This is a genomic window from Streptomyces sp. NPDC006294, from assembly GCF_042870895.1.
GTDB lineage: Bacteria > Actinomycetota > Actinomycetes > Streptomycetales > Streptomycetaceae > Streptomyces.
On sequence record NZ_JBIAHV010000019.1, the window covers coordinates 69,737 to 93,972 of the forward strand.

Genomic DNA, 24,236 nt, shown 5'->3' on the forward strand with positions numbered 1-24,236 from the left:
GCCCGTACGGGAAGACGGTCACGGGGAACACCGGGGTCGGGCGGCTGCGCGTCGACACCGGCACGCCGCCGGCGGACAGGCCTAGGCCGGGGGCCGAGCGCGGCGGAAGAGGAACGCCGCCGCGATGCCCGCCAGGAGGCCGAAGAGGTGGCCCTGCCAGCTCACGCCCGTCTGGGACGGGGATATGCCGAGCAGGATCGAGCTGCCCCAGACCGCGCCGACCAGCAGGCCGACGCCCACCTCCAGCAGCCTGCGCTCCACGAAGCCGCGCACCACCAGGAAGCCGAAGAGGCCGAAGACCAGTCCGGACGCGCCGGCGGTGTTGGCGTAGGACGGGGAGAACAGCCAGATGCCGAGGCCGGACACCACGATGATCAGCAGCGATACCGCGAGGAAGCGGCGGATGCCGCCCAGCGCCGCGAGGAAGCCGAAGATCAGCAGCGGGACGCTGTTGGCCGCGACATGGGCGAAGCCGAAGTGCGTGAAGGCCGCCGGGATCACGTCGACCAGCTCGTCGGGCTCGCGGGACACGATGCCGAACGTGTCCAGCGCGTGGCCCGTGGCCGCGTCGACCGCTTCGAGCGCCCACAGCAGTGCCACCCAGACCACCATCAGCTTGGCGGCGGCCTTCGCGCGGTCGGAGCCGCGCCACTCGGTGAGTTCCGTACGCGCCATCCCTGCCCCCTGCGGTGTGTGCGCCCTGCTGTGGGAACGTCTCGCACACCGTGGTCAGTTCCGCTCCGGCCCCGCCGGATAGGCTCGACGGTGTGGAGCAGCGGGAGATGAAGAGTCGCCGGCCGTGGGTCGTGGGGGTGTCGGGTGCTTCCGGCACGCCGTACGCGGCGGCCGTGCTGCGTGGATTGCTGGCCGCGGGCGAGAGCGTGGACCTGGTGGTCAGCCGGGCCTCACGGCTGACGCTGCTCGACGAGACCGGGGTCGCCTTCCGGGACGCGCACTGGCAGGACGACCTGCGGCAGTGGCTGGCCCGGGGCGCCGACGGGAAGCCGGACCGGTTCGACGCCGATGTGTCGGACGTGCGGTACTGGGCGGCCGGAGACCTCGCCGCCGGCCCGTCGTCGGGGTCGTACCCGGTGAAGGGGATGCTGATCGTGCCGGCGTCGACGGCCTGTGTGGCGGGGGTGGCGCTCGGGCTCTCGAAGGACCTGTTGCAGCGCGCGGCGAGTGTGACGCTGAAGGAGCGGCGCGCTCTGGTGGTCGCCGTGCGCGAGACCCCGCTGAACGGGCAGACGCTGAAGCATCTGGTCACGCTGGACGAGGCGGGCGCCGTGGTGCTGCCCGCCTCTCCGGCGTTCTACGCGGGTGCGACGCACATCCAGGATCTGGTGGACTTCGTCGCGGGGCGGGTCCTCGACGCGGCAGGGGTGCCGCATCGGCTGTACCGCCGCTGGGAGGGGGAGCTCGGTGGTGGCTCCGCGGGTGATTAGCGCTTCTTGCCGGTGCGCGGTGCGCGGGTCCGGTCGACCCGGTGCGCGGCGGCGGGCTGATGGGCACGCGAGCGGTTGGCCAGCTCCTGCAGCTGTTGCATGTGGGCGTGGGCCATCTCGATCGTGTACACGGTGAGTGTCAACTCCTGTATGGATCGTGATCCGGTGGGACCAGCTGTGATCGTTTGAGTAATTCGCAGGGTGTCGGCCCTGCGTGCCTTAGATTCTACACGTAAACTTGCGGTATCGCTGAATAATGGAAGGCTTGAGTCTATGGACGCCGTGGACAGGCAGCTCATCCAGGCCCTGCGCGAGAACGGCAGGGCTTCGTACGCCGAGCTGGGGCGGCTCGTGGGGCTCTCCGGCCCCTCTGTCACCGACCGCATCAACCGCCTCGAGGCGGCGGGCGTCATCACCGGGTACCGTGCGACCGTCGACGCCGCCTCGCTCGGCCTCGGCGTCACCGCCCTGATCGGCATCTCGCTCTCCGACGCCGCCGACCACGACGACGTGGCCCGCCGGCTGAAGGACCTCGCCGAGATCGAGGACTGCTGGTTCATCGCCGGCGACGACTCGTTCATGCTCAAGGTCCGCTCCGACAACGTGGACGGCCTGGAGAAGACGATCCGCCGGCTTTCCGGAACGCGCGGCGTCTCCCGTACGCGTACCACCATCGTGCTCTCCACCAAGTGGGAGAACCGGGTCGGCGACCTGCCCGAGGAGAGCTAGGGATACCGTTGGTGGAGCCCGATCGGTACATGTATGGGAGGCGGCCCGAAGTGGACGCAGGACTCAAGCGCGAGCTCGAGGAGAAGGTCCGGGCCGGTGAGCGGCTGACGCGTGAGGACGGCATCGCCCTCTACGCGTCGGACGACCTGGCATGGCTCGGCGGGCTGGCGCACGAGGTGCGCACCCGCAAGAACGGCGATGTCGTCCACTTCAACGTCAACCGCCACCTCAACATGACCAACGTGTGCACCGCGTCCTGCGCGTACTGCTCGTTCCAGCGCAAGCCGGGCGAGAAGGACGCGTACACCATGCGCATCGAGGAGGCCGTCCGCCTCGCCAAGGCGATGGAGGGCGAGAACCTCACCGAGCTGCACATCGTCAACGGGCTCCACCCGAACCTCCCGTGGCGCTACTACCCGCGCTCGCTCTCCGAGCTCAAGAAGGCCCTGCCCGACGTATCGCTGAAGGCCTTCACCGCCACGGAGATCCACCACTTCGAGACGATCTCCGGGATGTCCGCGTCGGACATCCTCGACGAGCTGATCGAGGCCGGTCTGGAGTCGCTGACCGGCGGCGGCGCCGAGATCTTCGACTGGGAGGTCCGGCAGCACATCGTCGACCACCGCACCCACTGGGAGGACTGGTCGCGCATCCACCGCCTGGCGCACGAGAAGGGCCTCAAGACCCCGTCCACGATGCTGTACGGGCACATCGAGGAGCCCCGGCACCGGGTCGACCACGTGCTGCGGCTGCGTGAACTGCAGGACGAGACCGGCGGCTTCCAGGTCTTCATCCCGCTGCGCTACCAGCACGACTTCGTGGACATGCAGGACGGCAAGGTCCGCAACAAGCTCCAGGCCCGCACCACCATGGCGACCGGCGCGGAGGCGCTGAAGACCTTCGCGGTCTCGCGTCTCCTCTTCGACAACGTCCCGCACGTCAAGGTCTTCTGGGTGATGCACGGCGTGCAGACCGCCCAGCTGGCCCTCCAGCACGGCGCCGACGACATGGACGGCTCGGTCGTCGAGTACAAGATCACACACGACGCGGACAACTACGGCACGCCGAACAAGCTGACCCGCGACGATCTGCTCGACCTGATCCGCGACGCCGGCTTCCGCCCCGTGGAGCGCAACACCCGCTACGAGATCATCCGCGAGTACCCCGGCCCGGACGCCGACCGCCGCGAGTCGCCGCAGCCCATGCGCCTCTGAACGGCGTCTCGACCTCCGGAAGCCCCGGCCGTGGCCGGGGCTTCTTTTCCTACGCTGCGCCCATGGCTCTCACCTTCGAACTCGACCCGCCGGGCGGGGACGAGCTGCGCGACGGCGTCATCGCGCTCTGGACGGACGTCAGCAACGCGGGCGGCGCCGTCGGCTTCGTGCCGCCCGTGACCGCGGAGGACGTGCGGCCCGAGTGGCGCAGGCACCTCACGGCCATCGCGGAGGGGCGGATGCGGCTCCTCGTCGGCCGCGACGAGGACGGCCGGATCGCGGCCACCGCCTTCCTCGCGTACAACACCCACCGGCTGATGACGCACTGGGTCTGGCTCTACACGGTGATGGTCCACCCCCGGCACCAGGGCAAGGGCTACGGCCGCGACCTGATGGCCGCCGCGGCACAGGCCGCCCGCGGCTTCGACGGGATCGAGGCGATACGCCTCACCTGCCGCGGCGGCTCCGGCGCCGACCGCTTCTACGCCGCGTGCGGATACAAGGAGGTCGGCCGGGTCCCCGGCGCGATCAGGGTCGCCGACGGCGACGACCGCGACGACGTCATCATGCTGCTGCCGCTCGGCTAGACCCTCCCGGCGGGGCCGCCGCGGGGGGCGTGCTTCACTGGAACCGGCACCCACGTCGTACGCAAGGAAGAAGGCCCGCCGTGTCCGCTGCAAGGACGAGCGCCGCGATCCGGTACACCGCACTGCGTCTGGCGATCTTCGTCGGATGCTTCGTCGTCGTGGCCGGGCTGGTCCAGATCGGCGCGCTGCCGAAGGGGCTCGGCGACTCCAACTTCGTCTGGGTCGTGCTGCTCTCGCTGGTGCTCTCCGCGCCGCTCAGCTTCGTCCTGCTGCGCAAGCAGCGCGACGCGATGTCCGAGCAGATCGTCACCAAGGTGGACGGCGCCAAGGCCCGCCTGGAGGCCAACCGCACCCAGGAGGACGGCCTCGCCCGGTAGGGGCACGGGGAACAGGGGGCCGCTCAACGCTCCCAAAGGGCAGCTTTGAGCATCCATAAGTTCAAATGTTAACGTGTTCGGCATGAAGACAGCAGTGCGCCACCACGCCGCGAGCATTCCGCTCGTGGCGCGCCTGCATGTCGACCTGTGCCGCTGTATGTCCGCGGTCTGTTGCCGGTAGCCCCTCGCGCCACTCGGCACCACACTGCGGCACCGCGCCTTCGCGCGCCCGGGCGCCGCACCCCGTCCCCCTGTACTTCCCTTACGTCATCACTGGAGTGCGTCCGTGTCCGCGAACACCGCGTCCACCCCTGCCGGAAATACGTCCGGCTCCGGTTTCCGCATACCCAAGGTCCCCTTCTGGGCCCAGATCGTCGCCGGTCTGGCGCTCGGTGTGCTGCTCGGCTGGCTGGCCCGCAGCCAGGACATCGCCTGGCTGAAGGACACCCTCGACCAGATCGGCTCGATCTTCGTCCAGCTGCTGAAGCTGGCCGTCGCGCCGCTCGTCTTCTTCGCGATCCTGGTGTCCATCACCAATCTGCGGAAGGTCAACAACGCCGCCCGGCTGGCCACCCGCACCCTGCTCTGGTTCATGATCACGTCGCTGATCGCCGTGGCCCTCGGCCTGGTCATCGGCCTGCTCACCGACCCGGGCGCGGGCACCGGCCTCACCCCGAAGGACGGGCAGAAGCCGGAGAACGCCGGATCCTGGATCGACTTCCTCACCGGCATCGTCCCGACGGACGTGATCACGCCGTTCACCGAGCTCGAAGTGCTCCAGATCGTCTTCATGGCCGTCGTCGCCGGTGTCGCCGCGCTGAAGCTCGGTGACCGCGCCAAGCCGATCCTCGCGCTGAGCGAGTCGCTCCTCGAACTGCTGCAGAAGGCCCTGTGGTGGGTCATCCGCCTCGCCCCGATCGGCACGGTCGGCCTCATCGGCTTCGCCATCGCCGACTACGGCTGGGACCTGATCGGCAAGTACGCCACCTTCACCGCCGACGTCTACATCGGCTGTGCCCTGGTCATGTTCGGCGTCTACCCGCTGCTGCTGGCGACCGTCGCCAAGGTCAACCCCCTCCAGTTCTTCAAGGGCGCCTGGCCCGCCATCCAGCTCGCGTTCGTCTCGCGCTCCTCCGTCGGCACCATGCCGGTCACTCAGAAGGTCACCGAGCGTCTCGGTGTGCCGAAGGACTACACGAGCTTCGCGGTCCCGTTCGGCGCGACGACCAAGATGGACGGCTGCGCCGCCATCTACCCGGCGCTCGCCGCGATCTTCATCGCGCAGATCTTCGACGTGCAGCTCGGCATCCAGGACTACCTGCTGATCGCCTTCGTCTCCGTCGTCGGCTCCGCCGCGACGGCCGGTCTGACCGGTGCCACCGTCATGCTGACGCTGACCCTGTCGACCCTGGGCCTCCCGCTGGAGGGCGTCGGCCTGCTGATGGCGATCGACCCGATCCTCGACATGATGCGCACCGCCACCAACGTCACCGGCCAGGCGCTCGTTCCGGTCATCGTCGCGGCCCGGGAGCGGATCCTCGACCGTGACGCGTACAACTCCGCGACGTCCTCGCCGATCGACGACATCGACGCCGACGTGGACGCGGACGCCGGCTCCGGCGCGGTGGAGGCCGGGCAGCAGGCGCCCGTGCCGGTCCCCGCGTAACTCCCGGTCGGCAGCCGCCGAACCCAGGCCCGTGGGCCTCTCCCGTCAGCGGGGGAGGCCCACGGCCTTCTTGCGCGACGGGGCCCGCCCCTGCGCGAACCGCCGGTTGACCACGGTCTGCCGGCGGTAGGCGTCGGGCAGGTCCGGCATCGCCAGCAGCCGGTCGCAGGCCCGCAGCGAGGCGGCGTACTCGCCCACCCAGTACGCGGTGATCGAGAACTCGAACAGCAGCCCCCAGCGGTAGACCCACGGCTGCGTGAAGAGCAGATCGTCCGGCTGCGGCCGGTCGAGGCCGGCGGAGGCGAAGGCGTACGCCGCGCGATGACGGCCACGGCGCCGCAGCCCGGCGGCCAGTTCGTAGCAAAGGCTTCACCGCTGCAACCCTCTTTGGCCGGTCGGTTCGCGGGTGACGGTAGAGGGCGGCGGTGCCGGGGCGGCGGGAGCCACGCCGTGGCGTGTGTCGCGTTCGCCGGTGCGCACGGCCGGAGGTGTGCAGGTGGTGGGCCGATGTGCTGACAGCGGGGGGGCGGTGCCTCAACGTCGCGGGCTCGCGTTCCGAAGAAGCGACACGAAACAGAACCTACTTCCGGGTCGTCACCCGATCCGGTCGAAAAGAAGCACCCTTCATGAGTCCTGCACGCAGGACAAGATCCCCTTCGGCCCGCTTCCCCGCCGCCAGTCCCTGCTGACCGGGGCGCGGTGGCGTCCCTCGCCCTTCTGCTCGCGGGCTTCGCCGGCCCCGCCCTCGCCGCGGCGCCGAGTGAGCGCGCGGGCGTGGCCGTCGCGAGCATGGGCGGCGGCGACGAGTGCCAGCCCGACCACCCGCGCTCGAACTTCGACGACCTGCGGGAGATGGGTCTGGCGGGCTACGGCGAGCCGCACCGCGGCGACGAGTGCAAGCCGGGCGTGCCCGGCCCGTGGGGCCCCGCGGGCCCCGCGGGCCCCGCGGGCCGGAAGGTCCGACGGGTCCGGCGGGTCCCACGGGTCCGACCGGCTCGCAGGGTGAGCCGGGCGAGCCCGGACCGTGCCAGGACATCGACGCCTACCTCCCCAGCAACGCGGTGGAGTACAAGGCCGTCCTCCACGACGGCGTCGCCTGCGCGGGCGTCCGGGATCTTCGGCCCGACGTCGGTGACGTCATCTGGTACGACCTCACTGACGGCGCGGGATCGAACTTCCCCGAAGGGGCCTGCTCCATCTCGATCGGATCTCAGAGCAATGCCGAGGGCGCCGTCTCCATCGAGGTGCTGACCACCGACGGCGAGGTGTGGGAGACCGTGTGTTCGCGGAACCCGGGCAACCCCATCACGCTCACCTGCGACTCGCCGTGGGTCATGCTGACCACGCCGTCCGACGACCCGGAGCCGGCGGCCGGGCAGCGTGCCAAGGGCATGAAGTAGCGGCCCGCACCACCTGAGGTCCCGCGAGGGGGCCGTGATGCGCCGACCGTGTGCTGTGTCCGCCCTGCGGTGGACACAGCATGCGTATGTCCGGGCACGCCCGGATACGGCCGAGATACACCACCCCCGGTTGACCGCCCCGCGCGCGGTGGACCTTAATGCGGGCCATGAACGCCGCCATGACGCTGTCAACTGCCGGAGTCGTAGTCTTACTGCTGAGTAGGGGCACGGGGCGGGAGGAACACTGACATGAGCGCTGTGAAGAGCGTGAGGGCGAAGCGCATGCCGCGCGCCGTGCGCGAGCAGCAGATGATGGACGCCGCCGTGCAGACCTTCGGGCAGCGCGGTTACCGGGCCGCGTCGATGGACGAGATCGCGGAGCTCGCGGGCGTCTCCAAGCCCCTGGTCTATCTGTATCTGAACTCCAAGGAGGAGCTGTTCACCGCCTGCATCCGGCGGGAGGCGCAGCGGCTCACCGAGGCCGTGCGGGCGGCGATCCAGCCGCGCCTGCCGGCGGACCAGCAGATGTGGGCCGGGCTGGAGGCGTTCTTCCGCCACACCCAGGAGAACCCCGACGGCTGGTCGGTGCTGCACCGTCAGGCCCGCACGCACGGCGAGCCGTTCGCGGCGGAGGTCGCGCGGATGCGGCAGGAGATCGCCGACTTCGTGACCGTGCTGATCGGCGCCGCCGCCCGCCAGGGCGTGCCTCCGGCGCCGGGCGCGGCGGGCTCGCACCGGAGCGGCGAGCTGGCCGACCGGGACGTCGAAGGGCTCGCGCAGGCGCTCGTGGGCGCGGCCGAGTCGCTCGCGGGGTGGGCGAACGACGCCGGCGGCATCTCGGCCAAGGAGGCGGCCGGCCTGCTGATGAACTTCGCGTGGACCGGGCTCGGCGGCCTCATGCAGGGCGAGCGCTGGTCCCACCGCTGACGGCCTCCCCGGCCAGGTGCACCCGTTCCCTGCCGCGCAGTTCGAAGACGGCGCCCCGATCAGTGGCGCGCGCCGCGTAGGTGACGTCGGCGGGGAGCAGGACCGGCGCCCGGAACTCCGCCCGTGCCGCTTTCACCGGCCCGCCCGTCCTCTCGGCCTCGGCCACGCAGCGCGCGAAGGTCCACATGCCGTGGGCGATGGCGCGCGGGAAGCCGAACAGCCTCGCCGTCAGCGGATGGAGATGGATGGGGTTGCGGTCGCCGGAGGCCGCGCCGTAGCGACGGCCGAGGTGGCCGGGCGCGTGCCACTCGGTGACGGCCGGCGGCGGCGCGGCGTTCTCCGGGCCGCTGCCGCGGGGGCCGTCGTACGCGGTGCGGTGCCGGGCCAGATAGGAGCTGCGGGACTCCCAGACCAGCGCACCGTCGAGCCGGGCCCCGGTGACCATCACCACCTCGGTGCCGCGCCGGTGGGGGACCAGCTTCTCGGCGTGCACGGCGAGTTCGGGCCGGTCGCCCCGCACCAGCGGGTGGCCGTGGCGCCTGATCTCGATCCGGGTGTGGACCAGGCCGAGGAGCGGCAGCGGGAAGGCGCGGTCGGCCATCAGCCGCATGGCGAGAGGGAATCCGAGGATGTGCGGGTACGGGAGCGGCAGCGCCTCCCCCTCCGGGAAGCCGCACACCTCGGCGTACGCGGCGAGGCGCGCGGCGTCGACACGGGCCCCGGGCAGCACCAGCCGGGTGCGCGGGAGCGCCGCCCCGGCGTGGACGCGGCGCTTCAGCGCGGAGAGCGCCGCCCCGCGGACGAGCAGCGGGGTGAGCGGGGGCGCGGTGGTCAGCGTGACGGTGTCCATGGTCACGCGCCCAGCAGGCTCTGGCCGCAGACGCGCAGGATCTGGCCGTTGACCGGCCCCGACGACGGGTGGGCCAGATAGGCGGTCGCCTCGGCGACGTCGACGGGGAGGCCGCCCTGGGCGTGGGAGTTCATCCGGCGGCCGGCCTCGCGGATGAACAGGGGGACCGCGGCGGTCATTTTCGTCTCGATGAAGCCGGGGGCGACCGCGTTGACGGTCACGCCGTGCTCGGCGGCGGCGCGCGGCGCGAGGGAGCGGACCAGGCCGATGATTCCGGCCTTGCTCGCCGCGTAGTTGGTCTGGCCGGTGTTGCCCGCGATCCCGGCGATCGAGGCGGTGGCGACGATCCGGCCGCCGCGGCGGACGGCGCCCGTCTTCAGCAGCGCGTCCGTGGTGTAGAGGACCGCGGCGAGGTTGACGTCGACGACCGGACTCCACCGGTCCGCGGGCATGTTGGCGAGCCTGCGGTCACGGGTGATGCCCGCGTTGTGGACGAGGACGTCCAGGTGGCTGTCGGGCAGCGCGGAGGCGATGCGGTAGGCGGCGTCCTCCGCGGTGATGTCGACCGGGAGCGCGGTCGCCGCCAGCCGGTCCGCCGTCCGCACCAGGTCCGCCTGGGCCTGCGGGACGTCCACGCAGATGACATGGGCGCCGTCCCGGGCGAGGACCTCGGCGACCGACGCGCCGATGCCGCGGGCCGCGCCGGTGACCAGTGCGGTGCGCCCGGCGAGCGGGCGGGCCGGGTCGACGGGCCACCGGGGGCTGGCGTCGGTGAGCTCGAGGACCTGGCCGCTGACGTACGCGGACTTGGGGGAGAACAGGAAACGCAGCGTGGACTCGGCCGGCGCGGCCGAAGGGCCCGTCAGCCGGACGAGGTTGACGGTCCGCCCGCGGCCGATCTCCTTGCCGAGGGAGCGGACGAACCCCTCGAGCGCCTGCTGTGCGGCTGCCTGGTGGTGGTCGTCGGTTGACGGCCGTACGCCGAGGACGACGACGCGGCCGCTGTCGGCGACGGAGCGCACGACGGGGTGCAGCGCGGCGTGCACCGCCGCCAGATCCGCGGCGCCGGTGACGCCGGTCGCGTCCAGGAGGACCCCGGCCGGACGGTCCGCGTCGGCGGCCGGCTTCAGGCCGATGTCGGGCAGCGGGCCCTCCAGTCCGGAGCCGCCCGCCGTCAGTACGAGCAAGGGGCCGTCGAGGACCGGCTGTTCGGGGCTCCAGCGGCGCAACGGGGCAGGCTGGGGCAGACCGAGCCGGCGGGTGAGGAAGCGGCCGGGTGCTGTGCCGGTGAAGTGCAGATAGCGATCGGCCATTGTCCTGACTCCTGCTCGGTCGTAGATTTACTCCTCAGTAAGGTTACTCAGGAGTCAGGAGCTGGTCGAGATGCTGCCGACGACGTCTCGCCGCGCCGCGATCCCCGAAGGCGCCTGAGCGCCGCCCCACCTCCGCCCGCCACATCCGGAACCGTCACGAGGAGCCGCACGTGTCAGCCGATCTGGTACTCCCCGCCGGGGCGCCCGCGCCGGTGGAGCCGCACAAGAAGCTGGTGAACGGTGTGGTCAGGGAGGTGTCCGTGCCGGCGCTGGTGCCGCCCGTCACCGGCGGCTCCCTCGCCGACATCCCCTTCCGCAACGCCCGCGAGGCCCCCGACGACGCGGTCCTCAGTCGCAAGGACGCCGACGGGGCCTGGCAGGACGTGACCGCGGCGCGGTTCGCCGAGGACGTCCTCGCCGTGGCCAAGGGCCTGATCGCCGAGGGGCTCGAGCCGGGCGACCGGATCGCGATCATGTCCCGTACGACGTACGAGTGGACGCTCCTCGACTTCGCCGCCTGGGCCGCCGGACTCGTCACCGTCCCCGTCTATCCGACGTCGTCCGCCTTCCAGGCGCGCTGGATCCTCGAGAACTCCGGGGCCGTCGCCTGCGCCGTCGAGAGCGCCGAGCAGGCCAGGCTGATCAGCCACGAGCGCAGACAACTGCCCGGTCTGGTCCATCTGTGGGGATTCGACACCGGGGGCATCGCCCGGCTCCGGAAGGCCGGCGAGGAGGCCCGTGTCCCGGACGCGGTCGTCACCGCCCGCCGGGCGTCCCTCTCGCCCGACTCCGTCGCGACCCTGATCTACACCTCGGGCACCACCGGCCGCCCCAAGGGCTGCGTGCTCACCCACGCCAACTTCTTCGCCGAGGTCGACAACGCGATCGAACTCCTGCACCCCGTCTTCAAGTCGGTCAGCAAGGAGCCCGCCTCCACCCTCCTCTTCCTGCCCCTGTCGCACGTCTTCGGGCGCATGGTCGCCATCGGCTGTCTGCGGGCGCGCGTCCGGCTCGGGCACGCCCCGTCCATCCGGACCGAGGACCTGCTCGCGGACCTGGCGGGCTTCCGGCCGACGTTCCTGCTGGCCATCCCGTATGTGCTGGAGAAGGTCTTCAACACCGGCCGGGCCACCGCGGAGAAGATGGGCAGGGCCGCGTCCTTCGACCGCGCCGCGAAGATCGCGCAGCGGTACGGGCAGGCCGTCGAGGCGGCGGAGCACGGCGTCGGACGGGGCCCGTCGCTCGGCCTCAGGGCGGCGCGCGCACTGTACGACCCGCTGGTCTACCGCCGGATCCGCGCGGCCCTCGGCGGCAAGGTGCGGTACGCGATCTGCGGCGGCTCACCGCTCGGCCGCCGGCTCGCCTCCTTCTACGCGGGCGCCGGCATCGAGGTCTTCGAGGGGTACGGCCTCACCGAGACCACCGCCGCCTCCACGGTCACCCCGCCGCTGCGCCCCCGGCTCGGCACGGTCGGCTGGCCGATGCCCGGCACCGCGGTGCGCATCGCCGACGACGGCGAGGTGCTGCTGCGCGGCGGCCAGGTCTGCGGCGGCTACTGGGACGCCGGGAGCGGCACGGCCGTCCCACTGACGGACGCGGAGGGCTGGCTGCCGACCGGTGACCTCGGGGCGCTCGACGACGACGGCTATCTGACGATCACCGGCCGCAAGAAGGACATCATCATCACCTCCGGCGGCAAGAACGTCGCGCCCGCCCCGCTGGAGGACTGGCTGCGTGCCCACCCGCTGGTCGCCCAGTGCATGGTCGTCGGCGACGACCGCCCGTACATCACGGCCCTGTTGACCCTCGAGGAGGACGGGCTCGACCACTGGCGGCGGATGAAGAGGAAGCCGGATCTGCCCCTGGCCGACCTGGTGCGGGACGAGGAACTCCTGGAGGCGCTGCAGCGCGCGGTGGACGAGGCGAACCGGCTGGTCTCACGGGCCGAGTCCATCCGCCGCTTCACGGTGCTGGCCGCCGACTTCACCGAGGAGAGCGGGCATCTGACCCCGTCGCTGAAGCTCAAGCGCGCGGCGATCGCCCGGGACTTCGCGGCGGAGATCGAGTCGCTCTACGACGGCCGGCGCGGCTGAGCCCGCCAGCGGCAGTCCTGTCGCGGGCGCGCCCAAAGGCAGGAGCCTCGCCCCGTACGACCGTACGGGGCGAGGCTCCTTGGGTACTGCTCAGTCGTGCGCGATCGCCGACCCCGGCTGACTAGGCCGGGGTGACGTTCTCCGCCTGCGGGCCCTTCGGGCCCTGGGTGACGTCGAAGTTCACGACCTGGTTCTCCTCGAGGGAGCGGAACCCGGACGCGTTGATCGCGGAGTAGTGGACGAAGACATCCGGGCCGCCGCCGTCCTGGGCGATGAAGCCGAAGCCCTTTTCAGCGTTGAACCACTTGACGGTTCCGGTAGCCATAAGCCCTCCTATGGGCCAAAGGGTTGCCCTGCTCCAGAACCTGCAAGAAGTCTGAAAACTACAAAAGCCTGCGGGTTACATGCTCCGCAGGCTCTGTACTGCAAGGGAAACCAAACTGCAACTTGCGTCGAGCCTAGCACGCAGCGTGTGCGCAGCGGTAGAGGGAAAGATCACGTCACCCGAACGTTTGATCACGCCCGTCCGGGCTGACGAAGCCCAGCTCGGACGGGGCGCGCCGGAGCGTCGCGGCCACCCGGCGGCGGCGCGGGAGGGGGGCGGGTCTAGCCTCACGATGTGGACAGTCTTGGAGAAAGCACAGCAACCGACCCCCTTCGCAGCAGGCCGCGCGTCGGGCACATCCAGTTCCTGAACTGCCTCCCCCTTTACTGGGGGCTCGCCAGGACCGGAACTCTCCTCGATCTCGAACTGACGAAGGACACGCCGGAGAAGCTCAGCGAGCGGCTGGTGCGCGGGGAACTCGACATCTCGCCCGTCACGCTGGTGGAATTCCTGCGGAATGCCGATGAACTCGTCGCCTTTCCCGACCTCGCCGTCGGCTGCGACGGCCCGGTGATGTCCTGCGTGATCGTCTCGCAGCTCCCGCTGGAGCAGCTCGACGGGGCGCGCGTCGCACTCGGCTCCACCTCCCGCACCTCCGTACGGCTGGCCCAGCTCCTGCTCGCCGAGCAGTACAAGGTCACCCCCGACTACTACACGTGCCCGCCGGACCTCGGCGTGATGATGCTGGAGGCCGACGCCGCCGTCCTCATCGGCGACGCCGCGCTGCGGGCGTCCCTCCACGACGCCCCCCGGCTCGGTCTGCGGGTGCACGACCTCGGCCAGATGTGGAAGGAGTGGACGGGGCTGCCGTTCGTCTTCGCCGTGTGGGCGGCGCGCAAGGATTACCTGGCACGCGAACCGGGCGTGGTCCGCAAGGTCCACGAGGCGTTCCTCGCCTCGCGGGACCTGTCCCTCGAAGAGGTCGGCAAGGTCGCGGAGCAGGCGGCGCGCTGGGAGGCCTTCGACGCGGAACTGCTGGAACGGTACTTCACGACACTGGACTTCCGTTTCGGCCCGGACCAGCTCGAGGGCGTGAGGGAGTTCGCCCGCAGGACGGGCCCGACGACCGGCTTCCCGGCGGACGTGAAGGTCGAACTCCTCGGCGAGTGAACCCCCTAGGCTGAGGCCCGACGTGCGCAGGGGGCCGAACGGGGGAGTGCGGATGCAGCCGCTGGATCCGGGAGAGCCGCGCAGCATCGGCGCGTACCGGTTGCTGGGCAGGCTCGGCGCGGGCGGGATGGGACGCGTCTATCTGGGCCGCAGCGCCGGCGGGCGGACCGTCGCCGTCAAGGTCGTTCACCCGCACTTCGCGCTCGACGACGAGTTCCGGGCCAGGTTCCGGCGCGAGGTGGAGGCGGCGCGGCGGGTCGGCGTGGAATGGACCGCGCCCGTCCTGGACGCCGACCCGGACGCGCCCGTGCCGTGGGTCGCGACCGGCTACGTCGCGGGCCCCTCCCTCTCCCAGGCGGTCACCGAACACGGCCCGCTGCCCGACGCGTCGGTCCGCGTGCTCGGCTTCGGCCTGGCGAGGGCGCTCACCGCCGTGCACGCGCTGGGGCTCGTGCACCGGGACGTGAAACCGTCCAACGTGCTGCTGACCCTGGAGGGGCCGCGGCTGATCGACTTCGGGATCGCCCGCGCCACGGACGGCACCGCGTCCCTCACCTCCACCGGCGTGTCCGTCGGATCGCCGGGCTACATGGCCCCCGAGCAGATCCTCGGCAAGGGCGTCACCGGGGCCGCCGACGTCTTCTCGCTCGGCGCGGTCCTCGCGTACGCGGCGACCGGCGCCGCCCCCTTCCCCGGCGACTCCTCCGCCGCGCTGCTCTACATGGTGGTGCACGAGGAACCCGAACTGGGCGCGCTGGACGGCGACCTGCGGGATCTGGTGGCCGCGTGCCTGACGAAGGACCCGGCCGCCCGGCCCGGCCCCGACGAGGTCGCGGACCGGCTGGCGGCGGAATCGGCGGAAGCGGAGGAATCGGCGGGACCGCAGGGATCGGCGGGAGCAGCCGGGTCGGCCGGGTGGCTGCCGGGGCCGCTGGTCGAGCAGATCAGCCGCGCGGCCGTGGAGCTGCTGCATCTGGATTCCTTGCCGCTGTCGCCGCCCGAGCCGACCGGACCGGTACCGGCGCCCGCGTCGGGTGTCGAGCCGGGTGCGTCGGGGCCCGTGGACTTCAGCAGTCCCGCCATCGGCGTCTTCGGACCGCCGGTCGACCCCGGTACGCCGGGGGAGCCCCCGACCGCATGGGGGCCGCAGCCCGGTCCGCGGCCGCCGAATCCGGCACAGCCCGCCGGTCCCGCACAGCCCTCCGATCCGACCCGGCCCTCCGCCGGCGGCCTCGCGTTCTCCGTCGGCGGCGGCCGGACGGTCAGCTGCACCCTCGCGCTGACCATCGCGGGGGCTCTCGCCGCCGTCACGGTCGGCGCCGGGCTCCTCCTCAACACCTGGCGCGGCGGCGGCGACGCGGACAAGGGAAACGTCGGGGCGCAGCCCCCGCCCTCCGCGTCGGCCTCGAAGTCACCGCCGGCCGCCGGCGCCGCCCAGCCGGTCGACGAGGTGCCCAGGGAGTTCGTCGGCACCTGGACCGGGCCGGCGACCGAACGGACGGGCCTGCCGCACGGCACGGTCACCGTCACGGTCACCGAAGGGAAGAAGGGTGAGGACGTCGTCCGCACGACCACCTCGCTCTCCGTGCTGAGCGTGACCGTCGAGTGCCACGGCGTCGGCAGACTCGCCGCCGGCAGCACCACCCGGAAGCTGCGGATCGAGGAACGTACGGACACCGAACGGCCCTCGCAGGGCCAGTGCACCGGCGGCGACGCGGTCCTGGACCTCACGCTCGCCGGCGACGGGACGCTGCGCTACCAGTCGCACGAGGACGCCGCGGGCCGCCCGACCGCCACTCTCACGAAGAAGCCCGGCTGACGGGCCGGCCAGGGCGGTGGCGTAGCCTGGCCCGGTCCGTGGAATCAGCAGAAAACCGCCGAAGGGTGACGCCCGGTGACCGAGAAGGCCGATCTTCAGCCCGTCCTGGACCGTGCCGCCGAAGGCGGCCGGATCACGGCAGAGGAAGCGCTCGAGCTCTACCGCTCCGCTCCGCTGCACGCCCTCGGCGCGGCGGCCGACGCCGTGCGCCGCCGGCGGTACGCGGGCAGCGAGCACATCGCGACGTACATCATCGAGCGCAACATCAACTACACCAACGTGTGCGTCACGGCCTGCAAGTTCTGCGCCTTCTACGCAGCGCCGAAGGACACCGCCAAGGGCTGGACCCGCGACCTCGACGACATCCTGCGCCGCTGCGCGGAGACCGTGGAGCTCGGCGGCACGCAGATCATGTTCCAGGGCGGCCACCACCCCGACTACGGGGTGGAGTACTACGAGGAGCACTTCGCGGCGATCAAGAAGGAGTTCCCGCAGCTGGTGATCCACTCACTCGGCGCGTCCGAGGTGGAGCACATGGCCAGGATCTCCGGGGTCTCCGTCGAGGAGGCGGTCTCCCGTATCCACGCCGCCGGCCTGGACTCCTTCGCCGGCGCGGGCGCCGAGCTGCTGCCCGAGCGGCCGCGCAAGGCGATCGCCCCGCTCAAGGAATCGGGCGAGCGGTGGCTGGAGATCATGGAGATCGCGCACGGACTGGGGGTCGAGTCCACCTCCACGATGCTGATGGGCACCGGCGAGACGAACGCCGAGCGCATCGAGCACCTGCGGATGATCCGCGACGTGCAGGACCGCACGGGCGGCTTCCGCGCCTTCATCCCGTACACGTACCAGCCGGAGAACAACCACCTCAAGGGCCGTACGCACGCCACGCTCTTCGAGTACCTGCGCATGATCGCCATCGCGCGGCTCTTCCTCGACAACGTCGCGCACATCCAGGGCTCCTGGCTCACCACGGGCAAGGAGGTCGGCCAGCTGTCGCTGCACTACGGCGCGGACGACCTCGGCTCGATCATGCTGGAGGAGAACGTCGTCTCCTCGGCGGGCGCCAAGCACCGGTCCAACCGCATGGAGATCATCGACCTGATCCGCAAGTCGGGCCGCGTGCCCGCGCAGCGGACCACGACGTACGAGCACATCGTGGTGCACGACGACCCGGCGGACGACCCCGTCGACGAGCGGGTCGCCTCGCACATCTCCTCCACGGCGATCGAGGGCGGCACGGCTCACCCGGAGCTGAAGCTGCTCCCCGCGAACTGACGCGGCCGTGCTGACGATCCACGTCGCGGAGGCCTCACCGGAACTCGCCGTACTGGTCGACGGCGCGACCATCGCCGCCGTCGGCCCGTACGAGGACCTGGCCGCGGTCCGCCCGCAGGCACGGGTACGGCGGTGGCCCGGCATCCTCACCCCGGGGCTGCTCAACCCGTACGGACCCGAGCTGCTCGAAGCCGCCTACCACCCCGACCCGCGCGAGGCCGACCGGTACGGCACAGAGCCGGTCACCGGAGAGCGCGCGCAGGCCCTCTTCCGGGTCGACCCGTCACGCCGGGGCGCGAGCGCGCGCCGGGGCGTACAGCGGATGCTGGCGCACGGAACGGTCGCGATCGCGGGCGAACTGCGCAGCAGGCCCGCCCTGGACGCGGTGCGCCGGGCCGGGCTCGTGGTGGGCGGACGGCCCCCGGGACTGCCGGGACCGCCGTCGTTCTCCCCGGTGCCGCTCGTCCTGTTGCCCGGACCGACTCCGGGCGGCCCCGCCCGGTTCGCCGTGTTCGACGTGGCGGACCGGGCCGAACTGGTCCGGCGCGGCGCGTCGACCTGCGTGGCCACCGTCATCGAAGGGCGGTTGGTCCACCGGAGCCGGTAGCGGGCGCACCGCCCATGACACGTCGCTGGTGATGATCGTCCGTTCCCCGCTGCCATCCTTTCCCTGAGCGCCGGCGGGCGGAAAAGGTTGCGTGCGCGTTCATACGGCAGCGGGCACGGCGGCAGGTTCGGCGCGGCGGGGCCGCACCCTGGTCCGTCCGGGAGCGGGCCGGGTTGCACAATGGGACCGTGACCCGAGCCTCCCTGGAAAAGCAGCCGCACGAAGTCGCCTCGATGTTCGACGACGTGGCGGCGAACTACGACCTCACCAACGACGTGCTCTCGCTCGGCCAGGACCGCCGCTGGCGCAGGGAGGTCGCCAGGGCCGTCGACGCCCGTCCCGCGGAGAAGGTCCTCGACCTGGCGGCGGGCACCGGCACCTCGTCCCTGCCGTTCACCGCCACCGGCGCGTACGTCGTGCCCTGCGACTTCTCCCTCGGGATGCTGCGCGAGGGCAAGCAGCGCAACCCCTGGCTGCCGCTCACCGCGGGCGACGCGACGAAGCTGCCGTTCGCCGACGACGTCTTCGACGCCGTGACGATCTCCTTCGGGCTGCGCAACGTGCAGGACACGGACACGGCCCTGCGCGAGCTGCACCGGGTCACCAAGCCGGGCGGGCGCGTCGTGATCTGCGAGTTCTCGCACCCGACGTGGGCGCCGTTCCGGACCGTCTACGAGGAGTACCTGATGCGGGCGCTGCCGCCCGTGGCCCGCGCGGTCTCCTCGAACCCGGACGCGTACGTGTACCTCGCCGAGTCGATCCAGAGCTGGCCCGACCAGCCCGCGCTGGCGCGGCGCCTCCAGCAGGCCGGCTGGTCCAGGGTCGCGTGGCGCAACCTGTCCGGCGGCATCGTGGCGATGCACCGCGGCACCAAGCCCCGGTAGGCAGCGGGCATGGAACTTCACGGAATCGCCGTGGACTACCAGGCGGTTCTGGAGCAGATCGCCGAGGACGTCGCCCCGCTGATCGGCAGCGGCACACCCGCCGAGTACATCCCGGCGCTCGCGGGCGTCGACCCGCGGCGCTTCGGCATGGCCGTCGCCGACGTGAGCGGCAAGGTGTACGGGGTGGGGGACTGGGAGCAGCCCTTCTCCGTGCAGTCCATCACCAAGGTGTTCGCGCTCGCGCTCGCCCTGGCCGAGGGCGACGACACCCTGTGGGAGCGCGTCGGCCGCGAGCCCTCCGGCAACCCCTTCAACTCCCTGGTGCAGCTGGAGTATGAGAACGGCGTCCCCCGCAATCCGTTCATCAACGCGGGTGCCCTCGTCGTCACCGACCGGCTGCAGACGCTCACCGGCGACGCGAGCAGCGAACTGCTGGAGTTCCTGCGGCAGGAGAGCGGCAACCCGGAGCTGGCCTTCGACCCCGAGGTCGCCGAGTCGGAGTCGGCGCACGGCGACCGCAATGCCGCGCTCGCCCACTTCATGGCCTCGTACGGCAACATCGCGAACCCGGTACCGACGCTGCTCGACCACTACTTCTGGCAGTGCTCGATCGAGATGAGCTGCGCCGATCTGACCCTGGCCGCGCGCTTCCTGGCCCGCCACGGGCTGCGCGCCGACGGCTCGCGGCTGCTCACCCGCAGCGAGGCCAAGCAGATCAACGCCGTGATGCTGACCTGCGGGACGTACGACGCGGCCGGCGAGTTCGCCTACCGGGTCGGGCTGCCCGGCAAGAGCGGGGTGGGCGGCGGGATCGTCGCGGTCGTGCCGGGGCGGTGCACCCTGTGCGTCTGGAGCCCGGGGCTGGACGCGCGCGGCAATTCGGTGGCGGGCATGGCGGCGCTGGACCGCTTCACGACGCTGACCGGCCTCTCCGTGTTCTGAGCCGGCCGGCCATTTCCCCTGTGCCCGAGCCGAGTTGACGGGAACCGGCCGGGGGTGAAGATGAGTCAGTCGTCTACGACCGCACACAGCCGTGCCGGTCCGCCCGCTCCCGCCCCCGCTCCCCTCCGCCCTTGCTCCTGAACTCCATCTTCCCGCCCCTGTCTGCCGTTTCGGAGTCTCCCCATGGCGTCGTACTGCCAGCACTGCGGCACCCCATCCCCGGATGAGGCGCGCTTCTGCATGAAATGCGGGAAGGAGCGGGTGCCCGAAGTACCGACCGCGCCACCGCCACCGCCACCGGCAGCGGCTCCGGCGGCTCCTCCGGCCGCACCCCCGCCTCCGGCCGCTCCGCCACCGCCCGGGTACGGGCCCGGCCCCGTGCAGCCGTCGCCCCTCGGCGCCTTCCTCGGCCGGGCCTTCCGGGGCGACTGGCTGCCGGCCGCCAAGGCCGCGCTCTGGCCGGCCGGGCTGCTGCTCGGGCTCGCGATCGCGCTGGCCGTTCCCTCGTACGGGCAGGACGACGAGGTCGTCGTCGGCTGGAGCGACCGGCTCCGCATCGCGCTGGCCCTGCTGCTCCAGGGCGTCGGCGGCGACTTCGAACTGAAGGCGTCCGGACCGTCGCAGTACGGCCCGGACGGCTCCGACGGCTCCTACTCCCGCTTCGGCGACTCGTACGGTTCCGGCTCCGGCTTCGGTTCCTCCGGATCGGACGACGTCGTGCAGGGCGCCGCGTCGTTCTCGCTCGTACCGCTGACGGTGACGGCGCTGCTGATCGGGGCGCTCTGGCTGGCGGCCCGGATGCTGCGCCGCCGCGGTGAGGGTCTGGAGGCGGCGGTCCGTGTCTCCGTGCTCGTCACGGGCGTGGTGCTGGTCCTCGGCCTGTTCGCACAGCCGGAGGTCCTGGGCGTGGAGGTGTCGTCGTCGCCCGTGCTCGCCGCGCTCGGCACGCTGGTGATCACCTTCGTGGTGACGGCGGGGGTGCTGCAGCGCGACCGGTTGGCGGCGCGGCTCGCCGAGCGGCCGGCCGCCGGGTCGGCGGTGCGCGCACTGGGCACGGCGAGCGGCGCGGTGTGCGCGGTGGTCGCGCTGTGCTCGCTGGTCGGCTTCGTCGTCTACGCGAACACCGAGGACGTCGACGGGACGGCGCTGCTCCTCGCCCTGCCGATCCTGCCCAACATCGGCTTCGCGGTCCTCGGGCTGAGCTGGGGCGTGCCCGTGGAGTACAGCTTCCGGGGCAGCGCCGGCTGGGGCGGCTCCGCCATGGAGCGCGGCACCGTCGGACTCGGCGAGATCGGCGACGAGTGGGGCGGCGGCGCCGTGACCGGCGTGGTGGCGCTGGGCGTCGTGAGCGCGCTGGCCATCGGCCTCTGGGCCGCCCGCCGCTCGGCCGACCGGCGCGAACAGGTGCTCGCCGGGGCGTTCGCGCTGGGGCTGATCCTGGTGTTCACCGGCTTCAGCGGAATCACCTCCGATCTGGCGGGCGCCTTCGGCGACTTCGGCGCCCTGGGCAGGACCGAGGTGGCGCCGAGCGTTCCGGACGCGTTGCTGTTCGGTCTGCTGTGGGTGGGCGCCTCGCTGCTGGTGGCCCCGGTGCTGCTGCGCCTCGCGGGCGGCGGCTCGGCGGCTCGGGACACGGGGCACGCTCCGCCCCCGCCGGTCCGGCCCGCCCCCGGCCAGGGCCCCACGGCCCCCTACGGCCCCGCAACAGCGGCCCCCGCGCAGGCCCCGGCGGCTTCCGCCGGGACCGCGCCGCTGCCGGCCACGCCCGCGCCCCCGGCCGGCGGGCCCGGCGCCGTACCGACGCCCACCACTGTGGACGGCGGCGCCGCGGCCCACGTACCCGCGCCGTACGCACCGCAGCCCCGGCTTCCCGGCGCTTACGACGAGCCCGCCGCCGACGGGGGCCGCAAGCGGCGCGTCATGGTGTGGACGGCCACGCTCACCGCGGCGTTCGTCGTCGGCGGCGGCGCGACCGCGGGCGTGCTGATGCTCCAGGACAGGGACGACCGGGCCGGCCCGTCGATCGAGACCGCCGGGACGCCCGGCGCCGATGCCAAGGCGTCCGCCTCACCCTCGCCGACCCCGCCGCCCTCGGCGGCGCCCACCACCCCGTCCGCGGAGCCGTCCGCCGGCGCGTCGGGAACGGCCGGCGCCGACGCCGCGCTCCCGCCCGGATTCGTGCTGAAGCAGGACCCGGCCGGGTTCACCATCGGCGTGATGGACGGCTGGTCCCGCCGCCAGACCGGCAGCCAGATCTTCTACGAGGCCCCCACCGGCGGCGCGTACATCCAGGTCGGGATCGTCAGGAACACGCCGATGACCAGCTACGAGAACTTCACCGGCCTGGAGAAGAGGCACCTGGCGAACACCGCGAGCGACTACGAACGGGTCCGGCTGGAGGAGAACACCTACCAGGGACGGCCGGGCGCGATCTGGGAGTTCACCCACATCCCCGAGCCCGAAGAGAGCCCCCTGCGGCGCCATGTGATCGACCAGGCGTTCGTCGCCGCCGACGGCACCGAGTACGCGATCCTCGCCGCCGTCCGCGCCGACCGCTGGGACCCGGCCAGGGACACGGTGTTCTCCACCGCGGTCAGCACGTTCGAGCTCGGCTGAGTCAGGAGGGCCGCCGGCGGTTCGGGTTCGGCCGGCGGTCCAGGGCCGCCCTGCCGGTCACGGCCGGGCGGGGCCCAGCTCCAACCGGAAGCAGAAGCCCTGCTGCTGGGACGTCGGGGTCGTGAACGTCTCCGCGAGCTCCATGCCCAGCCGCCGCGTCACGGCGATGGAACGCTCGTTGCGGGCGTCGACCATCGCCACGACCCGCTCCACCCCGGCCGCCCGTACCCGCTCCAGCGTGGTGCGGGCGGCCACGGTCGCGTACCCCTTGCCCCACGCGGAGCGCGCCAGCCGCCAGCCGATCTCTATCTCGCCGACGGGGCCGAAGTTCTCGTGCGGCCACGGCTGGGCGCCGGTGAAGCCGATGACCCGGCCGCTCTCGTCGAGCATCGTCCAGAGGCAGAACCCGTGCTCGGCGTCGTGCCGGCGCTGGCGCGCCGTGAGCTCCTCGTAGACGGACAGTTCGGCCGCTTTCCCACCGTGGAACTCCATCACGTCCGGGTCGTCGAAGGCCCGGTGCCAGGCGACGGCGTCCTCGTCCGTGGGGACCCGCAGCTGTATGACGGGGAGCGGCCTGCTGGTCATAGACGGAGCCCTTCGGTCGGTAGATCGGTACGCCACCTTAGACTGCACAAGACTGCACCTGTCCTGTGCCGTTCGGTACGCGATATCGACAAAGCCCCATCGAATCTTCGGGAGAAGCCGCCGTGACCGAAGCCCTCACCGAGCACACTGCCGATGTGATCGTCGTCGGGGCGGGCCCGGCCGGCTCCACGACCGCGTACCACCTGGCGAAGGCCGGACTGGACGTGCTGCTGCTGGAGAAGACCGCGTTCCCGCGCGAGAAGGTCTGCGGCGACGGCCTCACCCCGCGCGCGACCAAGCAGCTGGTCGCCATGGGCATCGACATCTCGGAAGAGGCCGGCTGGCTGCGGAACAAGGGCCTGCGGATCATCGGCGGCGGGGTGCGGCTCCAGCTCGACTGGCCGGATCTCGCCTCGTACCCGGACTACGGTCTGGTCCGCAAGCGCGACGACTTCGACGAGCAACTGGCCCGGCAGGCGCAGAAGGCGGGCGCGCGGCTGTACGAGCGGTGCAACGTCGGCGCGCCGGTCATCGACGACCGCACCGGCCGGATCACGGGGGTGCACGCCAAGCTCGGCGAGGAGAAGACCCCGGTCACCTTCCGCGCCCCGCTCGTCGTCGCCGCCGACGGCAACTCCTCCCGGATCTCGCTCGCCATGGGTCTGCACCGCCGCGAGGACCGTCCGATGGGCGTCGCGGTCCGGACGTACTTCACCTCGCCGCGCCACGAGGACGACTACCTCGAGTCGTGGCTGGAGCTGTGGGACCGGCGCGGACCGGGCGAGGACCGGCTGCTGCCCGGCTACGGCTGGATCTTCGGCATGGGCGACGGCACGTCCAACGTCGGCCTCGGCGTCCTCAACACCTCCGCCTCCTTCAAGGAGCTGGACTGGCGCGAGGTCCTCAAGGCCTGGTGCGCGTCGATGCCCGAGGACTGGGGCTACACCGAGGAGAACATGACCGGCCCGATCCGCGGGGCGGCCCTGCCGATGGCCTTCAACCGCCAGCCGCACTACACCCGCGGTCTGCTGCTGGTCGGCGACGCGGGCGGCCTGGTCAACCCGTTCAACGGCGAGGGCATCGCCTACGCGATGGAGTCCGGCCAGATCGCGGCCGACGTCATCGTCCAGGCCCAGGCCCGGCAGACCCCGGCCCAGCGCGAGATGGCCCTGCACCGCTACCCGAAGGTCCTCAAGGACACCTACGGCGGCTACTACACGCTGGGCCGCGCCTTCGTGAAGCTGATCGGCAACCCGAAGGTCATGAAGATCGCGACCCAGCGCGGTCTGACCCACCCGGTGCTGATGAAGTTCACGCTGAAGATGCTGGCCAACCTGACCGACCCGACGGGCGGCGACGCGATGGACCGCATCATCAACGGCCTGTCCAAGGTCGCCCCGCGTTCGTGATCA

Annotated in this window: 24 protein-coding genes and 1 pseudogene; 18 read left to right on the plus strand and 7 right to left on the minus strand. The window is 72.0% G+C overall.

Annotated features, from left to right (window positions below; all coding sequences use genetic code 11):
• Positions 1 to 81 precede the first annotated feature (81 nt).
• The gene (locus tag ACFYOP_RS28500) at positions 82 to 675 is read right to left on the minus strand and encodes a rhomboid family intramembrane serine protease (RefSeq protein WP_356897636.1); all 594 of its coding nucleotides are present in this window, start codon (positions 673 to 675) and stop codon (positions 82 to 84) included.
• A 107-nt stretch (positions 676 to 782) separates the two neighbouring features.
• Between ACFYOP_RS28500 and ACFYOP_RS28505 the strand changes: the two genes are divergently transcribed.
• Positions 783 to 1,445, plus strand: coding sequence for a UbiX family flavin prenyltransferase (locus tag ACFYOP_RS28505; RefSeq protein ID WP_356897692.1), 663 nt, complete (start codon positions 783 to 785; stop codon positions 1,443 to 1,445).
• Here ACFYOP_RS28505 and ACFYOP_RS28510 read toward each other — a convergent pair.
• Positions 1,442 to 1,576 carry a hypothetical protein gene (locus ACFYOP_RS28510; protein ID WP_356897697.1) on the minus strand — a complete coding sequence of 45 codons (135 nt, stop codon included), beginning with the start codon at positions 1,574 to 1,576 and terminating at the stop codon, positions 1,442 to 1,444. The two genes, ACFYOP_RS28505 and ACFYOP_RS28510, sit on opposite strands and share 4 nt — an antisense overlap.
• 142 nt (positions 1,577 to 1,718) lie before the next feature.
• Here ACFYOP_RS28510 and ACFYOP_RS28515 point away from each other — a divergent pair, with 142 nt between their 5' ends.
• From ACFYOP_RS28515 to ACFYOP_RS28535, 5 genes are all read left to right on the plus strand, one after another.
• Positions 1,719 to 2,174 carry an Lrp/AsnC family transcriptional regulator gene (locus ACFYOP_RS28515; RefSeq protein ID WP_356897637.1) on the plus strand — a complete coding sequence of 152 codons (456 nt, stop codon included), beginning with the start codon at positions 1,719 to 1,721 and terminating at the stop codon, positions 2,172 to 2,174.
• A 50-nt stretch (positions 2,175 to 2,224) separates the two neighbouring features.
• A complete protein-coding gene (gene mqnE, locus ACFYOP_RS28520; RefSeq protein ID WP_356897638.1) occupies positions 2,225 to 3,388 on the plus strand; it encodes an aminofutalosine synthase MqnE in 1,164 nt (387 codons plus the stop codon).
• A gap of 62 nt (positions 3,389 to 3,450) precedes the next feature.
• Complete coding sequence (locus tag ACFYOP_RS28525) at positions 3,451 to 3,975, plus strand: GNAT family N-acetyltransferase (protein ID WP_356897639.1); 525 nt, start codon at positions 3,451 to 3,453, stop codon at positions 3,973 to 3,975.
• Between the two features lie 80 nt (positions 3,976 to 4,055).
• Positions 4,056 to 4,352, plus strand: a complete 297-nt coding sequence (locus ACFYOP_RS28530; protein ID WP_356897640.1) for a DUF4229 domain-containing protein — start codon at positions 4,056 to 4,058, stop codon at positions 4,350 to 4,352.
• 286 nt (positions 4,353 to 4,638) lie between these two features.
• The gene (locus ACFYOP_RS28535; RefSeq protein ID WP_356897641.1) at positions 4,639 to 6,018 is read left to right on the plus strand and encodes a dicarboxylate/amino acid:cation symporter; all 1,380 of its coding nucleotides are present in this window, start codon (positions 4,639 to 4,641) and stop codon (positions 6,016 to 6,018) included.
• A 45-nt stretch (positions 6,019 to 6,063) separates the two neighbouring features.
• Here the strand turns inward: ACFYOP_RS28535 and ACFYOP_RS28540 are convergent, their stop codons facing one another.
• Positions 6,064 to 6,216 (minus strand): hypothetical protein, encoded by a 153-nt coding sequence (locus tag ACFYOP_RS28540; RefSeq protein ID WP_356897642.1) that lies wholly within the window; start codon positions 6,214 to 6,216, stop codon positions 6,064 to 6,066.
• An 863-nt stretch (positions 6,217 to 7,079) separates the two neighbouring features.
• Here ACFYOP_RS28540 and ACFYOP_RS28545 point away from each other — a divergent pair.
• Together ACFYOP_RS28545 and ACFYOP_RS28550 are read left to right on the plus strand one after the other, a co-directional pair.
• Positions 7,080 to 7,418, plus strand: a complete 339-nt coding sequence (locus ACFYOP_RS28545; protein WP_356897643.1) for a hypothetical protein — start codon at positions 7,080 to 7,082, stop codon at positions 7,416 to 7,418.
• A 249-nt stretch (positions 7,419 to 7,667) separates the two neighbouring features.
• Positions 7,668 to 8,345 carry a TetR/AcrR family transcriptional regulator gene (locus tag ACFYOP_RS28550; protein ID WP_356897644.1) on the plus strand — a complete coding sequence of 226 codons (678 nt, stop codon included), beginning with the start codon at positions 7,668 to 7,670 and terminating at the stop codon, positions 8,343 to 8,345.
• Here ACFYOP_RS28550 and ACFYOP_RS28555 read toward each other — a convergent pair.
• Together ACFYOP_RS28555 and ACFYOP_RS28560 are read right to left on the minus strand one after the other, a co-directional pair.
• Positions 8,314 to 9,195: a MaoC/PaaZ C-terminal domain-containing protein gene (locus ACFYOP_RS28555; RefSeq protein WP_356897693.1), complete on the minus strand. Its 882-nt coding sequence runs from the start codon at positions 9,193 to 9,195 to the stop codon at positions 8,314 to 8,316. The genes ACFYOP_RS28550 and ACFYOP_RS28555 overlap by 32 nt on opposite strands.
• Before the next feature lie 2 nt (positions 9,196 to 9,197).
• Positions 9,198 to 10,508 (minus strand): 3-oxoacyl-ACP reductase, encoded by a 1,311-nt coding sequence (locus tag ACFYOP_RS28560; RefSeq protein ID WP_356897645.1) that lies wholly within the window; start codon positions 10,506 to 10,508, stop codon positions 9,198 to 9,200.
• 170 nt (positions 10,509 to 10,678) lie between these two features.
• On the opposite strand from ACFYOP_RS28560, the gene ACFYOP_RS28565 reads away from it, so the two are divergent.
• The gene (locus ACFYOP_RS28565; protein ID WP_356897646.1) at positions 10,679 to 12,601 is read left to right on the plus strand and encodes an AMP-binding protein; all 1,923 of its coding nucleotides are present in this window, start codon (positions 10,679 to 10,681) and stop codon (positions 12,599 to 12,601) included.
• A 121-nt stretch (positions 12,602 to 12,722) separates the two neighbouring features.
• Here the strand turns inward: ACFYOP_RS28565 and ACFYOP_RS28570 are convergent, their stop codons facing one another.
• Positions 12,723 to 12,926 (minus strand): cold-shock protein, encoded by a 204-nt coding sequence (locus tag ACFYOP_RS28570; protein ID WP_003967102.1) that lies wholly within the window; start codon positions 12,924 to 12,926, stop codon positions 12,723 to 12,725.
• Between the two features lie 294 nt (positions 12,927 to 13,220).
• On the opposite strand from ACFYOP_RS28570, the gene ACFYOP_RS28575 reads away from it, so the two are divergent.
• The 8 genes and pseudogenes from ACFYOP_RS28575 (at position 13,221) to ACFYOP_RS28610 (ending at position 22,239) form a co-directional block, all read left to right on the plus strand.
• Positions 13,221 to 14,096: a menaquinone biosynthesis protein gene (locus ACFYOP_RS28575; protein ID WP_356897647.1), complete on the plus strand. Its 876-nt coding sequence runs from the start codon at positions 13,221 to 13,223 to the stop codon at positions 14,094 to 14,096.
• Between the two features lie 52 nt (positions 14,097 to 14,148).
• Positions 14,149 to 15,915 carry a protein kinase gene (locus tag ACFYOP_RS28580; RefSeq protein ID WP_356897648.1) on the plus strand — a complete coding sequence of 589 codons (1,767 nt, stop codon included), beginning with the start codon at positions 14,149 to 14,151 and terminating at the stop codon, positions 15,913 to 15,915.
• 75 nt (positions 15,916 to 15,990) lie between these two features.
• Positions 15,991 to 17,190, plus strand: a complete 1,200-nt coding sequence (gene mqnC / locus ACFYOP_RS28585) for a cyclic dehypoxanthinyl futalosine synthase (protein ID WP_356897649.1) — start codon at positions 15,991 to 15,993, stop codon at positions 17,188 to 17,190.
• A 7-nt stretch (positions 17,191 to 17,197) separates the two neighbouring features.
• Positions 17,198 to 17,797: a hypothetical protein gene (locus ACFYOP_RS28590; protein WP_356897650.1), complete on the plus strand. Its 600-nt coding sequence runs from the start codon at positions 17,198 to 17,200 to the stop codon at positions 17,795 to 17,797.
• A 188-nt stretch (positions 17,798 to 17,985) separates the two neighbouring features.
• Positions 17,986 to 18,681: a demethylmenaquinone methyltransferase gene (locus tag ACFYOP_RS28595; protein ID WP_356897651.1), complete on the plus strand. Its 696-nt coding sequence runs from the start codon at positions 17,986 to 17,988 to the stop codon at positions 18,679 to 18,681.
• Between the two features lie 30 nt (positions 18,682 to 18,711).
• A complete protein-coding gene (locus ACFYOP_RS28600; RefSeq protein WP_356897694.1) occupies positions 18,712 to 19,623 on the plus strand; it encodes a glutaminase in 912 nt (303 codons plus the stop codon).
• 183 nt (positions 19,624 to 19,806) lie between these two features.
• Positions 19,807 to 19,875, plus strand: a pseudogene (locus ACFYOP_RS28605) (zinc-ribbon domain-containing protein); the annotation flags it as partial.
• A gap of 126 nt (positions 19,876 to 20,001) precedes the next feature.
• Positions 20,002 to 22,239: a hypothetical protein gene (locus tag ACFYOP_RS28610; protein WP_356897698.1), complete on the plus strand. Its 2,238-nt coding sequence runs from the start codon at positions 20,002 to 20,004 to the stop codon at positions 22,237 to 22,239.
• Positions 22,240 to 22,296: 57 nt separating this feature from the next.
• Here the strand turns inward: ACFYOP_RS28610 and ACFYOP_RS28615 are convergent, their stop codons facing one another.
• Positions 22,297 to 22,824 carry a GNAT family N-acetyltransferase gene (locus ACFYOP_RS28615; RefSeq protein WP_356897652.1) on the minus strand — a complete coding sequence of 176 codons (528 nt, stop codon included), beginning with the start codon at positions 22,822 to 22,824 and terminating at the stop codon, positions 22,297 to 22,299.
• A gap of 122 nt (positions 22,825 to 22,946) precedes the next feature.
• Between ACFYOP_RS28615 and ACFYOP_RS28620 the strand changes: the two genes are divergently transcribed.
• Positions 22,947 to 24,233 (plus strand): geranylgeranyl reductase family protein, encoded by a 1,287-nt coding sequence (locus ACFYOP_RS28620; protein ID WP_356897653.1) that lies wholly within the window; start codon positions 22,947 to 22,949, stop codon positions 24,231 to 24,233.
• Positions 24,234 to 24,236 lie beyond the last annotated feature (3 nt).

Bases quoted from the DNA above. Each gene is read 5' to 3' on its own strand.
- ACFYOP_RS28500 (WP_356897636.1), bottom strand. From the start codon at position 675: ATGGCGCGTACGGAACTCACCGAGTGGCGCGGCTCCGACCGCGCGAAG.
- ACFYOP_RS28505 (WP_356897692.1), top strand. From the start codon at position 783: ATGAAGAGTCGCCGGCCGTGGGTCGTGGGGGTGTCGGGTGCTTCCGGC.
- ACFYOP_RS28515 (WP_356897637.1), top strand. From the start codon at position 1,719: ATGGACGCCGTGGACAGGCAGCTCATCCAGGCCCTGCGCGAGAACGGC.
- ACFYOP_RS28525 (WP_356897639.1), top strand. From the start codon at position 3,451: ATGGCTCTCACCTTCGAACTCGACCCGCCGGGCGGGGACGAGCTGCGC.
- ACFYOP_RS28550 (WP_356897644.1), top strand. From the start codon at position 7,668: ATGAGCGCTGTGAAGAGCGTGAGGGCGAAGCGCATGCCGCGCGCCGTG.
- ACFYOP_RS28555 (WP_356897693.1), bottom strand. From the start codon at position 9,195: ATGGACACCGTCACGCTGACCACCGCGCCCCCGCTCACCCCGCTGCTC.
- ACFYOP_RS28560 (WP_356897645.1), bottom strand. From the start codon at position 10,508: ATGGCCGATCGCTATCTGCACTTCACCGGCACAGCACCCGGCCGCTTC.
- ACFYOP_RS28570 (WP_003967102.1), bottom strand. From the start codon at position 12,926: ATGGCTACCGGAACCGTCAAGTGGTTCAACGCTGAAAAGGGCTTCGGC.
- ACFYOP_RS28580 (WP_356897648.1), top strand. From the start codon at position 14,149: ATGCAGCCGCTGGATCCGGGAGAGCCGCGCAGCATCGGCGCGTACCGG.
- ACFYOP_RS28615 (WP_356897652.1), bottom strand. From the start codon at position 22,824: ATGACCAGCAGGCCGCTCCCCGTCATACAGCTGCGGGTCCCCACGGAC.